Genomic DNA, 15482 nt, shown 5'->3' with positions numbered 1-15482 from the left:
ATCAGCCCGCCAGCAGCGAGGCGGCGTCGAGGGTGTCGTCGCCCTTGTTCCAGTTGCAGGGGCACAGCTCGTCGGTCTGCAGGGCGTCCAGCACCCGCAGGACCTCCTTCGGGTTACGGCCGACCGAGCCGGCGGTCACCATGACGAACTGGATCTCGTTGTTCGGGTCGACGATGAAGACGGCGCGCTGGGCGGTGCCGTCCTCGGCCTGCACGCCGCAGGCCTGCATCAGCTCGTGCTTGATGTCGGCCAGCATCGGGAACGGCAGGTCGCGCAGGTCGTCGTGGTTCTTGCGCCAGGCGTGGTGCACGAACTCCGAGTCACCGGACACGCCCAGGACCTGCGCGTCACGGTCGGCGAACTCGTCGTTCAGCTTGCCGAACGCCGCGATCTCGGTCGGACAGACGAAGGTGAAGTCCTTGGGCCAGAAGAAGACGATCTTCCACTTGCCCTCGTAGGTCTTGTGGTCGATCTCGGCGAAGGCCTTGGCAGCGTCCAGGTCGACGCAGGCGGTGAGGTTGAACTCGGGGAACTTGTCACCGATCGTGAGCATGCTCGTGACTCCTGGGTCGGGATTCTGAGGTCGAAGGCCTGGATTGCCTCTGGTTCGGAATCCAGACGTGATCAAACATGCCATAGCCCCAACTGATCAGGGAAATAGCTAGACTCGATGCATCTGATCGGAGAGAGCTATCAATACCCCCTCGCAGAGACCCCGCACCCCCAGCGTCGCCCAGCTGCGCGCCTTCGTGGCCGTGGCCGAACACCTGCACTTCAGAGCGGCCGCCAACGCCATCGGCACCAGTCAGCCGGCCCTCTCCGGAGCACTGGCCGCCCTGGAGGAGGCGCTCGGCGCCCAGCTGGTGGAGCGTACGACACGGAAAGTCATCATCACTCCACTGGGGGAGCGGGTGGCCGCCCACGCGCGCCGGGCCCTGGCCGCGCTGAACAGCCTCACCGAGGAGGTCGAGGCCGCCCGGCTGCCGTTCACCGGCCCGCTGCACCTCGGGGTGATCCCGACCGTCGCGCCCTACCTGCTGCCCACCGTGCTGCGGCTGGTCCGGGAGAGCTACCCGGACCTGGACCTGCACGTGCACGAGGAGCGCACCCCCTCGCTGCTGGACGGCCTGGCGGCCGGCCGGCTCGACGTGCTGCTGCTCGCCCTGCCGGCCGGCGGCACCACGCCGACCCGGGACATCCCGCTGTTCGACGAGGACTTCGTGCTGCTCACTCCGCCTGACCACCAACTGGCCGGGCGCACCGACGTGCCCAGGGACGCGCTGCTCGACCTCGAGGTGCTGCTGCTGGAGGAGGGGCACTGCCTGCGGGACCAGGCGCTCGACCTGTGCCGGGAGGTCGGGGCGGAACCCTCGGGCGGCTCCACCCGGGCCGCCGGGCTCTCCACCCTGGTGCAGCTGGTGGCCGGCGGCCTGGGGGTGACCCTGCTGCCCGCGACCGCCCTGGAGGTGGAGGCGGGGCGGGCCGACCGGCTGGCCGCCGTCCGGTTCGCCGACCCGGCGCCCGGCCGGCGGATCGGCCTGGCCACCCGCCCGGGCTCGGCCCGGGCCGCCGAGTACGACCGGTTCGCCGACTCGCTGCGGAGTGTGCTTTGCGATCTGCCGGTGCGGATCGTGAACCCTTAGCAAACCGCTGTTCGGGTGACAGTTCGGGTGACAATTCGCCTGGGCCCGCGGATGGTGCCGCACCCGCTGTGGCGAAAGCGGCACCGCTGAAGTGGCGAAGGCGGCGCCGCTCGATGGGCGAAAGCTGCGCCGCTGAATTTTTCGCGTGCTGACTGCCGGCTGACGGGCCGTCTTGTCGGCGGCCCGTCAGCCGCGCTTCAGGCGGAACGGCAACCGCTGCTCGAACCAGACCACCTTGCCACCGCCCAACCGGGTTGCCCCCCAGCCGTCCGCGCACTTGGCCACCAACTCCAGGCCCCGCCCGCGCTCGTCGTGCGGTCCGGGCCGCCGCCGACGCGGCAGCGCCGGGCTGTCGTCCCCCACCTCGCAGCGCAGCACCGAGGTGCGGACCAACCGCAGCGTCACCGGTTTCTTGGCGTGCTGCACCGCGTTGGTCACCAGCTCACTGACCATCAGCTCGGTGCTCTCCGCCAGCTCCTCCAAGCCCCAGCGGCGCAGCGCGTGACCGGCCAGCCGGCGGGCCCGCCCGGGCGTCTCATTGCGCGGCTGGAGGTACCAGTAGGCCACGTCCTCCGCCGGGATCCCGTCGAAGGCCGCCGCCAGCAGTGCGATGTCATCGGCCCGTTCGGCCTGCGGCAGGATCCGCAGCGCCTCCTGGCAGATCTGCTCGGGGGAGTGGTGATGGGTGGCGGAGAGCCGTCGGCGCAGCCGTTCCAGGCCGGTGCTGATCGGCCGGCGCGGGTTCTCCACCAGTCCGTCGGTGAACAGCAGCAGCGCCGAGCCGGGCGGTGCGTCCAGCTCCGCGGAGGCGAAGTCCACCCCGCCCACCCCGATCGGCGCGCCCGCCGGCAGGTTCTCCAGCAGCTCGGCCCGGCCGTCCGGATGGATCAGCGCAGGCGGCATGTGCCCCGCGTTGGCCACCACGATCCGGTTGGCGATCGGGTCGTAGACCGCGAAGACACAGGTGGCCAGATGCTCCTCGCGGCCCAGCCGCTGCGCCTGCTCGTCCAGGTGGTAGAGCACCTCGTGCGGCGGCAGGTCCAGCGCCGCCAGCGTCTGCGCACTGGTCCGCAGCTGCCCCATGATCGCGGCCGAGGTCAGTGAATGGCCCATCACGTCGCCGACGATCAACGCCACCCGGTTGCCGGGCAGCGGGATCGCGTCGTACCAGTCGCCGCCCACCTGCGCCTCGCTCTCGCCCGGCAGGTACCGGTGCGCCAGCCGGACGCCGTGCGGCTGCGGCAGATGGGTCGGGAGCATGCTGCGCTGCAAGCCGTCGGCGATCTCCGACTCGCGGGTGTAGCGGTGCGCGGTGTCCACCGCCAGGCCCGCCACGGTGGCGAGGTGGGCGGCCGTCTGGGTGTCCGTCGGATCGAACCGGGCCGGCTCCTTGCCGGGTGCCACCGGCCGGCGGAGCAGCACCAGCACGCCGAGCAGCGACTCCGGGTCGGGGGTGGCGGCCCTCCTGGTCCGTGGCTGGGTCGCCTTTCCGGCCGCCCGGCCCTGCAGCGGCAGCGCGAGCAGGGCGGTGCCGCGCGGCAGGGCGGCGAGCGACCGGGCGCCGTACAGCTCGGTCAGCGCAGGCCGCAGCTCCTCGCCCTCGGCGCTGCCCAGCACCACCGGAACGGGCACCGTCTCGCCGCGCATCAGGCGCTCCAGCGCACCACCCGGCCGCACCGCCACCGCGGGCTTGCCGACGCCCAACCGGGTCCCCACGGCCCGGTGCAGCGACAGCTCCGGGGGCTCCTCGCGCTCCCGGTCCCGCACCGGGTCGGGACGCCAGCTGCACAGGTGCACCAGCGCGGCGTCGGCCAGCGACGGGACCAGGGCCCCGGTCAGGCTGCGGACCGTGGCCGCCGGATCCAGGCTGGTGGTGATCTGCCGGGTGGCGTTGTTCAGATAGGCCAGCCGCTCGGTGAGCGCCTGCCGGACCCGTAGGTGCTGGGAGGCGTCGGGTGCGATCCCGGTGGGCACGGCGGGGACGGCAGGGGCGGCGGGGACGGGTGCGGTCGCTGCGGGGTCGGGGGCGGTCGTGGCGGGTGCGGTCGTGGCGGGAGTGGCCGTCGTGTCGGGTGCGGTCCCGGCAGGGGCGGCGGGCAGGCCGGCGACGGGTGGTGGGTGACGCTGGGTCGGGACGGCGGGGGAGCGGCCGGCCTGGGGGGAGGGAAGGTCGAGCACGGCTGCCTGTTCTTACTGGTCGGGGTGACGGTGGTGGCGTGGGTGGCGTGGCTGACGTTGGTGGCGTGGGTGACGTTGGCGGTCTGTCGCGTGCTGGGTGCCAGGTGCTGCTCGGAGTGGCTCAGTTGGTCCGTCGACAGTGCAGGAAGAGCTGCTCCTCCGGGGGCAGCGCGGTGCAGGCCGGCGCGTACGGCCGTCCGTTCAGCTGCTCCACGGTGAAACCCACCCGGTGCAGCGCCGTGGCCAGCTCCTCGCGCAGGAACCCGCTGATCCGCAGCTGCTGGTCCAGGAAGACCATCGGACAGTCGTCCAGATCCGCCTCCACCAACCCCAGCACCAGCAGGCCGCCCGGCCGCAGCAGCTTGCGGATCCGGCCGAGCGCCACCCTTATCTCCTGCTGCGGCAGCATGATCAGCGAGAAGAAGGCGGTGGCCGCCGCGAAGCTCCGCGCCCCGGCCGGCCCGAGCTCGGGCACGCCCCAGGCGCTCTCGGCCCGGTCGGTGGACAGGTCGTACAGGTCCATCCGGTGGTAGGCGGCGGCACCGGGCAGGGTGCGGCGAGCCAGCGAGAGCATGCCGTCGCTCAGGTCGATCGCGGTCACCGCCATGCCGGCCTCGGCGAGCTGGCGGACGGTCGGGTCGCCGGTGCCGCAGCCGATGTCCAGCACCCGGTCGCCGGGCGCCAACTCGTCGAGCAGCCGACGGCCCGCCGCGAGCTGGCCGTTCTTGGCCGGGAACGCCTCGCCGTACCGGGTACCGATCGCGTCGAAGGCCACCGCCTGCAGCGCGCGCGCAGCACTGCGGCGCATGGGCCCAGGCCGCGCCACACCCCGGGCCGGATCCGATATCTGTCCCGTCGTCACGATTCGAGAGGCACCTTTCCGCCGCCGCACCCGTCTCTCCGACCTTCGCCCGCTCCGTCCCTGCTCAGCTGGCCCCGCTCGAACGGTCCTCACCTGCTCGGGGCACGGGGCACTCGCGCGTGCCACCTGTGTATTGACGCCCGCGCGTGCCACCTGGCCTTTGAGAATATGCGTGATCACCCGGTGATGGAGGCCGTTTCCGGCCAATCCGTGGCTGATCCCCCCTTTCGGGTTGCATTGCGGCCACCCGGACGGCTCATCGGGCCTGCTCGCGGTAGCACACCGGGGCGATCAGGGTGGTGCGCCCCTGCTCACGCGCCCCGCACGCCTGACCGAACGGGTTGCCGCCGTCGTTTATTGAACGTCAATCCCCGAGTGTCAGAGTCTTCTCAGCGCCGGGGAAGCGCGGAGAGGTGCTCCCGCAGCCGGGGGGCTGCGGGGGCTCCACTCATCGGGGGGAACAGCGCTTCCCAGGGGGGACCGGGGGAGCACCAGGGAATCGGGGGAGGGCGGAGCGCGGGGGCTCCGTCGGGGGACACCCTGGTGGCTACGGCGCTGCGGAGGAAGAAGGAGGCTCGGTGTGCTGCTCGTCAATGAGGACCCGGACTGCTTGGCCCTCGGGCACACCGAGCCGCGTGAACACCTCGTAGGCCTCGGTGAGGCACGCCAGCCCCCGGGACGGGTGGCCCAGGCGCAGGAGGGCCTCGCCCAGGGCGGCGTTGGCCAGGCCTTGGCAGTAGGCGGCGGAGTCCAGCTCCTGAGCGATCTTCAGGGCTTCCTCAGCAGCCGCCGCGGCCTCCGCTACCTGCTGATCGGCCAGCAGGCAGTCGGCAAGGCGAGCGAGCGAGAGTCCCTCGCGCAGTCGTTGCTGCTGGCCCTGGTACAGCCGGTAAGCCTCACCCAGGTGCTGCGCGGCCTCGGCCGGCGAGCCGGTGGCCCGGAGCACCACGCCAAGCTGGTACAGCGTGTCGGCGAGCGCCGGCGCGGTTCCGGACTCACGTGCCAGTATTACAGCGGCACGTGCCGAGTCGACGGCGGCGCCTTCCTGGCCGAGCATCAGGTGTACGCGGGCGATGTTGCCTTGGATACGTGCCGAGCTCCCATTCGCCGCCAGCGCATTTGAGAGGTCACGGGCATCAGTCAGGAATGGGAGCGCCTCGGCGGGCCGACTGGCTGTCAGGACAGTGCCGAGCGCGCTGCTGGCAGCTGAGCGGATGCCATGGGTCTCATCGTCAAGCAGCGCAAGACACTCTCGGAAGGACTGTTCGGCCTCCTTGTAGTCGCCCGTCATGTAGGCGAAGAAGGCGAGGGAGTAACGCACACGGGCGAGCGCCGCGTTGTCGGAGCATTCGGCTGCCGCGCTGTTGGCTGCTGCCAGTGTCCGCCGGATCCGCGCCGCGTGGTTCGGCTCCTCGACCAACGTGTTGAGTGTCATCAGGAGGTCCACTGCGGTACGCAGCAGCTCCGGTGAACCCTCGAAGGAGCCGTCGATGGCGCTAAGCATGAGCGCGAGTTCGGTCCTCAGCCAGGCGCGGGCTGAGTCTGCACTCGACAGGCGCTCGCCGGGATGCAGGGAAGGTTGCAGCAATTCGATCGGCAGATCATCCGGCTCCAGAACCTGTGCGGCGTTGCGCACCGTTGACACTAGCAATGCGAGCAGCCGCAGCAGCGCCGCCTGAGTCCCCGCCAGATCGGGGAACTTCTCCCGCTGCTTCTGCGCGAACAGCCGCAGCAGGTCGTGGTACCGGTAGCGCCCAGGGGTGAAGCACTCCAGCATGTTCGCTTCAACCAGCGCCTCGGCGATCTCCTCGGCCTCGTCCTCGGAGGTGCCGAGCAGCGCGGCAACGGCGGAGAGCGGCAGATCGGGGCAGTCCACCAGGGCGAGCAGGCGGAAGGCGCGCGCCTCGGCAGGGCTGAGCTGCCCGTAGCCGAGACCCAGAGTGGTTTCGACCGCGAGGTTGCCCAGTTGCAACTCGTCCAGGCGGCGCCGCTGGTCAGCTAACCGTCGAGCGAGATCCGCGACAGTCCAGCGCGGGCGGCTGGCCAGTCGGGCGGCCGCGATACGGACCGCGAGTGGCAGGAACCCGCACGAGGTGACCACGGCCATGGCTGCGTCGGGCTCGGCCTCCACCCGGTGCTGCCCGGCGATTGCGCCGAAGAGCTGAAGCGCCTCCTCGGGGGTGAGCTCCTCGACGTCGAACAGGTGGGCGCCCGGGATGCCGGCCAGTCGGGAACGGCTGGTGACCAGCACCGCGCACCCGGCTACACCGGGGATCAGCGGGGTGACCTGCTGAACGTCATGGGCGTTGTCGAGCATGATCAGCATGCGCCGGTCAGCCAGTGTCGAGCGGTAGAGCGCGACGCGCTGCTCGAAGGACTCCGGGGGTTCGGTCGTGCCGAGGGCGAAGAGGAAGTCGCCCAGGACGACGGCGGGGTCGGCAGGGGTCGCACTGACCCCACGGAGGTCCACGTAGAGCTGCCCGTCTGGGAACTCGGAGCGCACGCTGTGGGCGACGTGAACGGCCAGAGTGGTCTTGCCGACGCCTCCGATGCCTGCCAGCGAAGTCACCACGACCGCCTGGCCGGAGGCGCCTTGTAGCAGCGCGCGTAGATCCGAGACAAGCGCGGTTCGTCCACTGAAGTCGGAGACGTCAGCGGGCAGCTGGGCTGGTGGGGTGGGGGTTGCAACTGCTGCGGAGTCACTGACCGGAATTCGCGACTCCCCAAGTGAATTCATCAGTGTCGGATCGGCCGAGAGGATCCGCGAGTGCATAGCGGCCAAACCGGCGCCGGGCTCCACGCCGAGCTCGTCGATCAGTAGCTTCCGGGTTGCCGAATAAACGTTGAGCGCATCAGCCTGCCGGCCGCCGCGGTACAGCGCCAGCATGAGCAGCTCCCGCAGGCGCTCACGCAGTGGATGCTCCGAGGTGAGGTGGTTCAGTTCCGAGACGATCTCGGCGTGCAACCCGATCTCAAGTGCAACCGCGCAGCGCTCCTCTCGGGCTGCTATGTGGAGCTCTATCAGGCTCTGCCGCTGGGCATCTGCGTACGGGCCAGGGAGGCCGGCCAGTGGTTGGCCACTCCACAGTGCGACTGCGGAGTTCAGCAGTTGGTGAGCTTTCTCCAGGCTGCCTTCCTGACGGCCAAGAGCCGCCTCGGCGAGCAGCGACTCGAAGACCGCTAGATCGAGCGACTCGTCCGGAATGTGCAAGGCGTAGCCGTCTCGCACTGAAACCAGTAGCCGCGCGGGGGTCCGTGCCTCTCGTCCAGGCTCGATGACGGTTCGCAAGCGGGAGATGTACGTGCGTAGAGCAGCCACCGCCTGCGGCGGCGGGCGGTCGCCCCAGAGGCCGTCCACCAACTCTTGAGTGGTGACGGGTCGACCACGGTGCAGCAGCAATGTGCTGAGCACGGCCTGCTGCTGCGGTGAACCAAGTGCGAGTGACTGCCCGTCACGCCATGCCTGGACGGGTCCGAGCACCTGGAAGCGCAGCACGGCATTGTGCGGCGTTACCTGAAGCTCCATGAGGGTCCCCCGAAGGCCGGATACTTCGAACCTCGAAGTGCTGCCCTCCATGCTCAGGCTGTAATGCCAGGTCAGGAAGGGCAAAAGGGGCAGATTGTGCACTAGGAGGGCCGTTTATAAGACATTTAACGAGCCCTACGATACTGTCCCCACGCCGCGGGCAGACCGACCGGGGCGGTTCAGTGCACACCCCTTGAGAGGTGGTCCGGCTATGGCCGACAACGAGACTTCGATCGCTCTCCCCGAGCAGACCGATGAGGCGGAGGCAACTCTGGCCGGTGCCGTCCAGACGACAGCACAGGCTGCCGACCAGCACATTGAGCCTGATGAGCCCACTACTGATGCGGCCCACCGGCCCACAGTCACTGCTCCGACCTCCACCGAGGAGCCTGATCTCAGCTCCGTGGGCCCCAAGGGTGCCATCATCAGCACTCACTGACCTGCGGTGTTGCACGAGCTGACTTTGGCCTGAACTCATCGTCCAGCTGTCTGGGCAACGATACGCGCACGGAGCCCCGGGAACTCCTTGGGGCTTTCCGTGCTTCCGGGGCTGGCAGTTGCGGTCTCGAGTTGAACTGATGAGCGGATGCTAGAGCCTGGTACAAATGTCGGGTAAATAGGTTGTTTTGCTCTCATATTGACCGGACTGGGTGCTCTGGGTCTCGAGTAGCTGTCTGCGTCTCCAGCCCGCATCGTCATGCCATCCGAGTTGAGTAAGCCGATGCAGCTTGCTGTCGCAACTGATCGCCGAGTGCACCGATTGGTGGACCGGCTTGCGGTAGCAGGCACGCCACGTCGACGCGAACGCCCGGTAGTGGGACCAGCGCGGTGGCAGTTGGAGTATCCAGCGCGATGCATGACAGCCGTGAGGCCCTGCGTCTGGGGCACGGAAACGTCGGTCGAGTCGACTTCTCGTGCGGTTGAACCAACTTGGCGCCCGCGTTGAAGCTTTACCCGCAGCACTGGTTGAGTTGATCAACCTGAGAAGTCCCCGTGCCGGTCGAACTCTCCGGCGCGGACGCCCTGGAGGAACCGCGCCCACCTCTTGGGAGTCGTCCGGGCGATGACCTCGGGTGAGTCGGACTCGCGCAGCTCGACCATGCCCTCCACGGTGCGGACCTCGACGCACTCGTTGGCGCTGCCGCTGAACGATGACTTCTGCCAGTCGGACATGGCGGTCCTAGCCCTTCAGTTCTTTCATCAGCTTGTGGATGAAGTCGCGGGACCGTTCAGGCGAGAGCGCGCTCTCCTCAATCTCCGCGATCATTGTGCGGTAGGCCCGTAGATCGGGTTCGTGGTGGATGAACTGCGGGCCGCGTGTCAGGTCGATCTGCACGGTGTCGAGCTCGGGGATCGCGCCGGCCGCCAGGGTGTGGTTCTCTCCGGCACCCGGGAAGGTGGCGATGTCGAACGGCACTGCGCGGATGCAGACGTTCGGCCGCTCAGAGTCGTCGAGCAGGCTTGCCAGTTGTTCGCGGAGCACGATCGGTCCGCCGAACTGCATGCGGAGCGCGGCTTCGTGGATGTACGCGGTGTACGGCTTGCCATCGAGGACGAGGCGCTGGCGCATGACTCGGAACGCCGTTCGGACCTCCAGATCATGGCGCGGAAGTGCGGGCCTGACCCTGGCGAAGACGCCGCCTGCGTATCCGCTGGTCTGGACGAGCCCCGGGATGTAGGTCGTTCCCCAGGTAGTGAGCCCACGACGAGGATCGGCGTAGTACTCGAGCTCGGCGATGTCGATGAAGCCGGATGGGAGCTGCTCGCGGTACTCGTCGAACCATCGCCTCCCTCGGCGCTCCTGAACCATCGACACCAAGGCATCGATGAGCTGTCCATTGGTGCACTTGGCGGCGTCTGCCCAGGAGCGGATGCGATCCGGGCTGACGCCGAACCTCCCGAGTTCGATCTGACTGATCTTCGTCGTATCGGTATCGAGGGCGTCGGCCATGTCCCGTGGAGTCATCCCCGCGAGCATGCGCATCTTTCGCATCTCGACCCCAATGCGCAGCTGGCGCTGGGTCGGTGCTGATCGCGGCGGCATGTGTTCCAGCCCCTTCTTGTGGGTGTCGCCAGTCTGCCGCGTGATCGTCGACGAGGTCCACTGAGGTCCTTGAGTCAAACCAGCGTGGCAGCTCTCCACTAATGAGTGACTACGCAATGGGTAGCAATAGTGCTCCCTTGGCTCTACCGTGGGAGTGACGCGAATCACTGATGTCTCGTCAGGTCCTGTCTTGGCAGCACCAACGTGAGCCGATGCTGCCCGGCAGTAAGTCTCCGGGCGCGCAAGAAGCGCCCACCCCAGGTCGTGATCGCACTGAGGAGTGCCCATGTCCCAGGAACCCGCCCCCTCGATCGCCGCCGCCGTGCGTGGCGAGTTGCTGCCCCCGGAGGCCCAGCCCGGGTGCTCCGACTGCCAGAGGTTCCGAACGCTGGAGAGGATCGTCCTCGCGAACGACGACGAGTCGTTCGCGGTCGACGTCCGCATCCTGTGGCGTGAGCACCTGGCCGAACTCCATGGCCTGGCACCCTCGGTGAGCCCTGCCGCGTAGCTGTCGGGCGGCTCCGTCCTGCAGCTGTGCGGGGCGGAGCCGGGCCTTGTCGCCGCCCGGCGAGGAGGCCGGGCTGACGGTGTTGCGATGATGCCGTGATGCGCGCGATCGATGAGCTGGTGAACGTGGATGGCCCGGCGTGGCCCGAGCTGCAACGGGCGGTGGCTGCGAGTGCCGTGCCCGTGCGGGTGCTGCCTGCCGACCCGGTGGAGGGTGCCCGGAGCCTGCTGCAGATGCAGGTCACCGCGCGCTCGGTGCTCGGCGGCTTGGCGCTGAACACCGGCGGGCTGGTGCTGGACGACGGGTGGGTGCGGGTGTTCGGCGGCGGTTCGCGGGCGGACGGGGGGCTGCCGAGCCTGGCGCAGGTGAACGGGTTCCCGGGCTCGTTCGACCCGGCGTGGCACCCCGCGGCCGGCCTGGTCGTCGGGCAGGACGTGCTCGGCGGGGTGTTCGCGCTGAACGGCCACGACCCGGCGGCGTCCGGCCGTCCCGGTGCCCCTGGGCAGTTGACCTACTTCGCCCCGGACACGCTGGCCTGGGAAGCGCTGGACATGGGCCACTCCGCGTGGGTCTCCTGGCTGCTGGCCGGCAAGTCGGAGCAGTTCTACGAAGGCCTGCGCTGGCCGGGCTGGCGCGAGGAGACCGCAGCGCTGACGCACGCGCAGGGCATCGCGGTGTACCCGTTCCTGTGGTCCGAGGAGGCGCACGCCGATCTCGCCGGCACGACCCGGCGCCCGGTGCCGATGAGCGAGCTCCTCGGGATCGCCGCCGACTTCGCTCGCCGCCTGGGCCCGGCCGACCCGGGGTTCCTCGGCGAGGCCTGAAAAGGGATTCGGTGGGGCCGGCCGAACGACACGCCACGATCGGAGCAATGTCGTCGACTGCCCCACCCGGCGGGGTCAGGCTTCGAGCCGAACCACGTCGCACGGCTCGTGAAAGGAACGCCCATGTCCACCAAGGTCCAACTCGACACCACCCAAGGCGCCATCGTCCTTGAGCTCGACGAAGCGAAGGCCCCCGAGACGGTCGAGAACTTCCTGGCCTACGTCCGCGACGGGCACTACGACGGCACGATCTTCCACCGGATCATCCCCGGCTTCATGGCCCAGGGCGGTGGCTTCCTCCCCGGCATGAAGCAGAAGCCGACCAAACCGCCGGTCAAGAACGAGGCCGGCAACGGTCTGAAGAACCTCCGGTACACCGTGGCGATGGCCCGGACACCCGACCCGCACTCCGCGACCGCGCAGTTCTTCATCAACTTCAGCGACAACGACTTCCTCGACTACACCGCGCCGAACCCGCAGGGCTTCGGCTACTGCGTCTTCGGCAAGGTGGTCGAGGGGAAGAACGTGGTCGACGAGTTGGGGACCGTCCGAACCACCAGCAAGGGCGGCCACTCGGACGTCCCGGTCGACGACATCGTGATCACCAAGGCGACGATCGTCTAGTCCGGGGCCCGGCGGGAGCGGGGCTGCTACGACTCCAGGCGCGGGTCGTCGATGTCGACGGTGGCGATGCCCGGGGGGTAGAGCTCCTGGTCGGCCGTCAGGACGAGGTGCTGCGTGGGGCGCAGCGGGGTGGGCAGGCAGGTCGCGATGGCCTGAGCGATGTCGGGGCCGCCATGGCCATCGCTAACCAGGCCGGCCACCGGCGACGATCAGGGTGGAGACGGGCACGACCGGTGGCCGGCAGCCGGCGTGGTTAGGGAGCTGCTGCTGGGAAGGATCACCCGGTAGGCCTCGGGGGGAGCTCGTCCCGAACGTCCTCTGCGGCGATGTCGTACACGCGCCGCAGCAGGTCGGGTCCGTGGTCGAGTTCATCGTCGGTGAGGGTCATGCCGAAGTGCGCCCGCAGCAGTCGACGGCCCTCGGCTACGCGTTCCACCATCTGCTCCGGCGTGGGCTGCCGTTCCACGAGCATGGCGACCTGGCCGCCGGTGGTCGTTCCGCCGGCTGCGGCCAGGGCGGCGAGCCGGTCGCGGGCCTGCTGGACGACCTTGCTCGTCGCGTCCGCCATGGAACCAAGCTGATGCCTGTCGACCACGAGTCGTCCACCGATGCCGGCGGCGTACGCCGACGCCGTGAACCGGGGGAGAGACGCACGTCACACGCTCGCACTTGTCACAGCCGGCCGAGCCGCGGTGTCTCGTGTGTGCAAGGCAGTCGCGAACCAAGTGGCGAGCGACAGTGGCGACGACATGAGGAGCAGACGATGAGCGCCCGTTTGAACGTCATGGAGATCCTCGGCAGCCCGGTGGCGGGCAAGGCCGTGAAGCACCTCATCGCGGCGGGCAAGGAGCTGGCGGGTTCGACCCTGCCGGCTGCCACGCAGGAGCTGGTGAAGATCCGCGCCAGCCAGATCAACGGCTGCGGCGGCTGCCTGGACATGCACACCAAGGAGGCCGCGGCCGCCGGTGAGACCTCGGTGCGGCTCAACCTGGTCGCGGCGTGGCGGGAGGCGACGGTGTTCACCGACGCCGAGCGGGCGGCGCTGGAGCTGGCGGAGCAGGGCACCCGGCTCGCCGATGCGGCGGGTGGGGTCCCCGACGAGGTCTGGGCGAACGCGGCCAAGTACTACGACGCGGAGCAGCTCGCCGCCCTGGTCGCCCAGATCGCCGTCATCAACGCCTTCAACCGGCTGAACGTGATCGTCCAGCAGCCCGCCGGCGACTACCAGGTCGGCCAGCTGGGGTAGGCCTGGCCGAGCACTCCTTCCATCCGCTGTGGGGTGCAACACTCTCACCAATGATACTCTCGCTGGTGAGAGTAACTTTTCTGGGAGTATGTGGCCATGGACGACTTCATCGGCCGCGACCGCGAGCTTCGGCAGCTCTCCGGCCTTCTCCAGCGTGTCCGGGAGGGAGGCAGGGCCGGGCGCCCAGGGCGGGCTGTGCTGATGCGGGGCCGGCGGCGGGTCGGCAAATCGCGGCTGGCGGAGGAGTTCGTCGAGCGCGCCAAGGTGCCCCACCTGTTCTTCACCGCATCAGCGCGCCCCACCCTGGCCGATGACCTCCGGCTGTTCACCGAAGCGGTGGCGGTCTCTTCGCTTCCCGGAGCGGAGATCTTCCAGGGGCAGGCGCCGCGGGATTGGGATGCGGCGTTCGCTCTCCTGGCCACTGCGCTTCCGGCCGATGGCCCGAGCATCGTGGTTCTCGACGAGTTGCCGTACCTGATCGCCAATGACCCCGGGTTCGAGGGCGCGCTGCAGAAGCTGTTCGATCGCGAGTTCGCCAGGCGCCGGGTGCTGGTGATCGGCATCGGCTCGGACCTCGCGATGATGGAATCGCTCAACCAGTACGGGCGGCCGTTCCACCAGAGGGCGAGTGAGATGGTGGTGTTGCCGCTGGATCCCGCTGCGGTCGGGCGGATACTGCGACTGCCCGCCCAGGATGCCTTCGACGCCTACCTGGTCAGCGGCGGTCTGCCGCTGGTGCTCGAGGAGTGGCCGACCGGGGCGACCGTCTTCGACTACCTCGAGGACGCGGTGCGGGATCCGACCTCCGCCCTGCTGGTCAGCGCGGAGCGCTCACTGGCCGCGGAGTTCCCGGTGGAGGCGCAGGCGCGGCAGGTGCTGTCCGCCGTCGGCTCGGGCGAGCGGACCTTCACGTTGATCGGGCGGGCCGCCGGCGGACTCGCGCAGGCCTCACTCGCGCGTGCGCTCCAACTGCTGGCCGCCAAGCGGGTCGTGGCAGCGACCAGCCCGCTCTCCACGCAGCCCTCCAAGGAGACCCGCTACCTGGTCGCCGATCCCCATCTGCGCTTCTGGCTGCGCTTCCTGGGGCCGTACCTCCCCGAAATCGAGCGCGGACGCGGTGACTTGGTGCTGGCGCGGATCAAGAAGGACTGGACGGCGTGGCGGGGACGCGCGATCGAGCCGGTGATCCGGGAAGCGCTGCACCGGCTCGGACCTGACGTGCTGCCGGAGGGCACCGGTGCCGTCGGCGGCTACTGGACCCGCAGCAACGACGTCGAGATCGACCTGGTCGCGGCCGACCGCTCCCCGGTCGCCGGTCGGATCACCGCGGTCGGGTCGATCAAGTGGCAGGAGCGTCGGCCGTTCGACGCGCACGACCTGGCAGAGCTGACGGTTCACCGCTCCCGGTTGCCCGGCGCCGATGCGGACGTTCCGTTGCTCGCGGTCGCGCGGAGCGGGTGCAGCGCACCCGGGGTGCGGCACGTTGGGCCGGAGGAGTTGTTGACGGCGTGGGATGACCGGTAGCGCTCGGTGATCCGCGGGGGATCGGGCGCCGCCGTGTCATGGTTGCCGTACCACGAGGACCTGAGGAGGCGTCAGATGACCATCGCACCAGCCAAGCTGTCCGACCCCATCGTGCGGGCGGTGGTGACCGCGGTCAACGCCGGTGACCGGGCGGCGTTCCTGGAGCTGTTGGCGCCGGACGCGACGATGTCGGACGACGGCTCGGACCGGGAGCTGGAGGCGTGGATCGACCGGGAGATCTTCGACTCGCACGGGCACATGGAGGTGCAGTCGGAGTCGGACGGCGGTCGGGCGCTGGTGGCGAACTTCCGCAACGAGACCTGGGGCGAGATGCGGACCGCCTGGCGGTTCACCGTCGAGGACGGCAAGGTGACCCGCTTCGAGACCGGGCAGGCGTGACCGGGCAGGCGTGACCGGGCAGTCATGAGCCCGCAGGCAGGAACAGGCGGGGCCGGGCGGCTGCGGATGCGCGGGCGGGAACGGGTCGGGGCGGCCCACCGTGT

Annotated in this window: 16 protein-coding genes; 8 read left to right on the top strand and 8 right to left on the bottom strand. The window is 69.5% G+C overall.

Annotated features, from left to right (window positions below; genetic code table 11):
- Position 1: 1 nt before the first annotated feature.
- A complete protein-coding gene (locus LN042_RS27660; RefSeq protein ID WP_230054118.1) occupies positions 2 to 553 on the bottom strand; it encodes a peroxiredoxin in 552 nt (183 codons plus the stop codon).
- Between the two features lie 139 nt (positions 554 to 692).
- Here LN042_RS27660 and LN042_RS27655 point away from each other — a divergent pair, with 139 nt between their 5' ends.
- A complete protein-coding gene (locus tag LN042_RS27655; RefSeq protein ID WP_230054163.1) occupies positions 693 to 1643 on the top strand; it encodes a hydrogen peroxide-inducible genes activator in 951 nt (316 codons plus the stop codon).
- A gap of 186 nt (positions 1644 to 1829) precedes the next feature.
- Here LN042_RS27655 and LN042_RS37835 read toward each other — a convergent pair whose 3' ends face one another.
- From LN042_RS37835 to LN042_RS27640, 3 genes are all read right to left on the bottom strand, one after another.
- On the bottom strand, positions 1830 to 3821 hold the full coding sequence (locus LN042_RS37835) for an ATP-binding SpoIIE family protein phosphatase (RefSeq protein WP_230054117.1): 1992 nt from the start codon (positions 3819 to 3821) through the stop codon (positions 1830 to 1832).
- 121 nt (positions 3822 to 3942) lie between these two features.
- Positions 3943 to 4629, bottom strand: a complete 687-nt coding sequence (locus LN042_RS27645) for a class I SAM-dependent methyltransferase (RefSeq protein WP_230054116.1) — start codon at positions 4627 to 4629, stop codon at positions 3943 to 3945.
- Between the two features lie 601 nt (positions 4630 to 5230).
- Positions 5231 to 8293 carry an AfsR/SARP family transcriptional regulator gene (locus tag LN042_RS27640; protein ID WP_230054115.1) on the bottom strand — a complete coding sequence of 1021 codons (3063 nt, stop codon included), beginning with the start codon at positions 8291 to 8293 and terminating at the stop codon, positions 5231 to 5233.
- 127 nt (positions 8294 to 8420) lie between these two features.
- On the opposite strand from LN042_RS27640, the gene LN042_RS27635 reads away from it, so the two are divergent.
- Positions 8421 to 8648 (top strand): hypothetical protein, encoded by a 228-nt coding sequence (locus LN042_RS27635; protein ID WP_230054114.1) that lies wholly within the window; start codon positions 8421 to 8423, stop codon positions 8646 to 8648.
- 536 nt (positions 8649 to 9184) lie between these two features.
- Here LN042_RS27635 and LN042_RS27630 read toward each other — a convergent pair.
- Positions 9185 to 9382 carry a DUF397 domain-containing protein gene (locus LN042_RS27630; RefSeq protein ID WP_230054113.1) on the bottom strand — a complete coding sequence of 66 codons (198 nt, stop codon included), beginning with the start codon at positions 9380 to 9382 and terminating at the stop codon, positions 9185 to 9187.
- 7 nt (positions 9383 to 9389) lie between these two features.
- A complete protein-coding gene (locus tag LN042_RS27625; protein WP_230054112.1) occupies positions 9390 to 10352 on the bottom strand; it encodes a helix-turn-helix domain-containing protein in 963 nt (320 codons plus the stop codon).
- A gap of 187 nt (positions 10353 to 10539) precedes the next feature.
- On the opposite strand from LN042_RS27625, the gene LN042_RS27620 reads away from it, so the two are divergent.
- The 3 genes from LN042_RS27620 to LN042_RS27610 all read left to right on the top strand — a co-directional run bounded on the left by LN042_RS27620 (position 10540) and on the right by LN042_RS27610 (position 12209).
- The gene (locus tag LN042_RS27620) at positions 10540 to 10761 is read left to right on the top strand and encodes a hypothetical protein (protein WP_230054111.1); all 222 of its coding nucleotides are present in this window, start codon (positions 10540 to 10542) and stop codon (positions 10759 to 10761) included.
- A 98-nt stretch (positions 10762 to 10859) separates the two neighbouring features.
- A complete protein-coding gene (locus LN042_RS27615) occupies positions 10860 to 11585 on the top strand; it encodes a DUF2625 family protein (protein ID WP_230054110.1) in 726 nt (241 codons plus the stop codon).
- 123 nt (positions 11586 to 11708) lie between these two features.
- Positions 11709 to 12209 carry a peptidylprolyl isomerase gene (locus LN042_RS27610; RefSeq protein ID WP_230054109.1) on the top strand — a complete coding sequence of 167 codons (501 nt, stop codon included), beginning with the start codon at positions 11709 to 11711 and terminating at the stop codon, positions 12207 to 12209.
- Positions 12210 to 12235: 26 nt separating this feature from the next.
- On the opposite strand, the gene LN042_RS27605 is transcribed toward LN042_RS27610, so the two are convergent.
- Positions 12236 to 12409, bottom strand: coding sequence for a hypothetical protein (locus tag LN042_RS27605; protein WP_230054108.1), 174 nt, complete (start codon positions 12407 to 12409; stop codon positions 12236 to 12238).
- Positions 12410 to 12486: 77 nt separating this feature from the next.
- Positions 12487 to 12777, bottom strand: a complete 291-nt coding sequence (locus LN042_RS27600) for a hypothetical protein (protein ID WP_230054107.1) — start codon at positions 12775 to 12777, stop codon at positions 12487 to 12489.
- A gap of 195 nt (positions 12778 to 12972) precedes the next feature.
- Between LN042_RS27600 and LN042_RS27595 the strand changes: the two genes are divergently transcribed.
- The 3 genes from LN042_RS27595 to LN042_RS27585 all read left to right on the top strand — a co-directional run bounded on the left by LN042_RS27595 (position 12973) and on the right by LN042_RS27585 (position 15378).
- Positions 12973 to 13455 (top strand): carboxymuconolactone decarboxylase family protein, encoded by a 483-nt coding sequence (locus LN042_RS27595; protein WP_230054106.1) that lies wholly within the window; start codon positions 12973 to 12975, stop codon positions 13453 to 13455.
- A gap of 96 nt (positions 13456 to 13551) precedes the next feature.
- Positions 13552 to 14979 (top strand): ATP-binding protein, encoded by a 1428-nt coding sequence (locus LN042_RS27590; protein ID WP_230054105.1) that lies wholly within the window; start codon positions 13552 to 13554, stop codon positions 14977 to 14979.
- A 75-nt stretch (positions 14980 to 15054) separates the two neighbouring features.
- The gene (locus tag LN042_RS27585) at positions 15055 to 15378 is read left to right on the top strand and encodes a nuclear transport factor 2 family protein (protein WP_230054104.1); all 324 of its coding nucleotides are present in this window, start codon (positions 15055 to 15057) and stop codon (positions 15376 to 15378) included.
- The last annotated feature ends 104 nt before the right edge of the window (positions 15379 to 15482 follow it).

This window comes from Kitasatospora humi (assembly GCF_020907985.1).
Taxonomy (GTDB): domain Bacteria; phylum Actinomycetota; class Actinomycetes; order Streptomycetales; family Streptomycetaceae; genus Kitasatospora; species Kitasatospora humi.
This window is presented reverse-complemented; position numbering and strand designations above follow the sequence as displayed.

Coding starts and splice junctions, on each gene's coding strand:
- LN042_RS27645 (WP_230054116.1), bottom strand. CDS start 4,629: ATGCGCCGCAGTGCTGCGCGCGCGCTGCAGGCGGTGGCCTTCGACGCG.
- LN042_RS27610 (WP_230054109.1), top strand. CDS start 11,709: ATGTCCACCAAGGTCCAACTCGACACCACCCAAGGCGCCATCGTCCTT.
- LN042_RS27615 (WP_230054110.1), top strand. CDS start 10,860: ATGCGCGCGATCGATGAGCTGGTGAACGTGGATGGCCCGGCGTGGCCC.
- LN042_RS27590 (WP_230054105.1), top strand. CDS start 13,552: ATGGACGACTTCATCGGCCGCGACCGCGAGCTTCGGCAGCTCTCCGGC.
- LN042_RS27620 (WP_230054111.1), top strand. CDS start 10,540: ATGTCCCAGGAACCCGCCCCCTCGATCGCCGCCGCCGTGCGTGGCGAG.
- LN042_RS27600 (WP_230054107.1), bottom strand. CDS start 12,777: ATGGCGGACGCGACGAGCAAGGTCGTCCAGCAGGCCCGCGACCGGCTC.
- LN042_RS27635 (WP_230054114.1), top strand. CDS start 8,421: ATGGCCGACAACGAGACTTCGATCGCTCTCCCCGAGCAGACCGATGAG.
- LN042_RS27595 (WP_230054106.1), top strand. CDS start 12,973: ATGAGCGCCCGTTTGAACGTCATGGAGATCCTCGGCAGCCCGGTGGCG.
- LN042_RS27630 (WP_230054113.1), bottom strand. CDS start 9,382: ATGTCCGACTGGCAGAAGTCATCGTTCAGCGGCAGCGCCAACGAGTGC.
- LN042_RS27660 (WP_230054118.1), bottom strand. CDS start 553: ATGCTCACGATCGGTGACAAGTTCCCCGAGTTCAACCTCACCGCCTGC.
- LN042_RS27585 (WP_230054104.1), top strand. CDS start 15,055: ATGACCATCGCACCAGCCAAGCTGTCCGACCCCATCGTGCGGGCGGTG.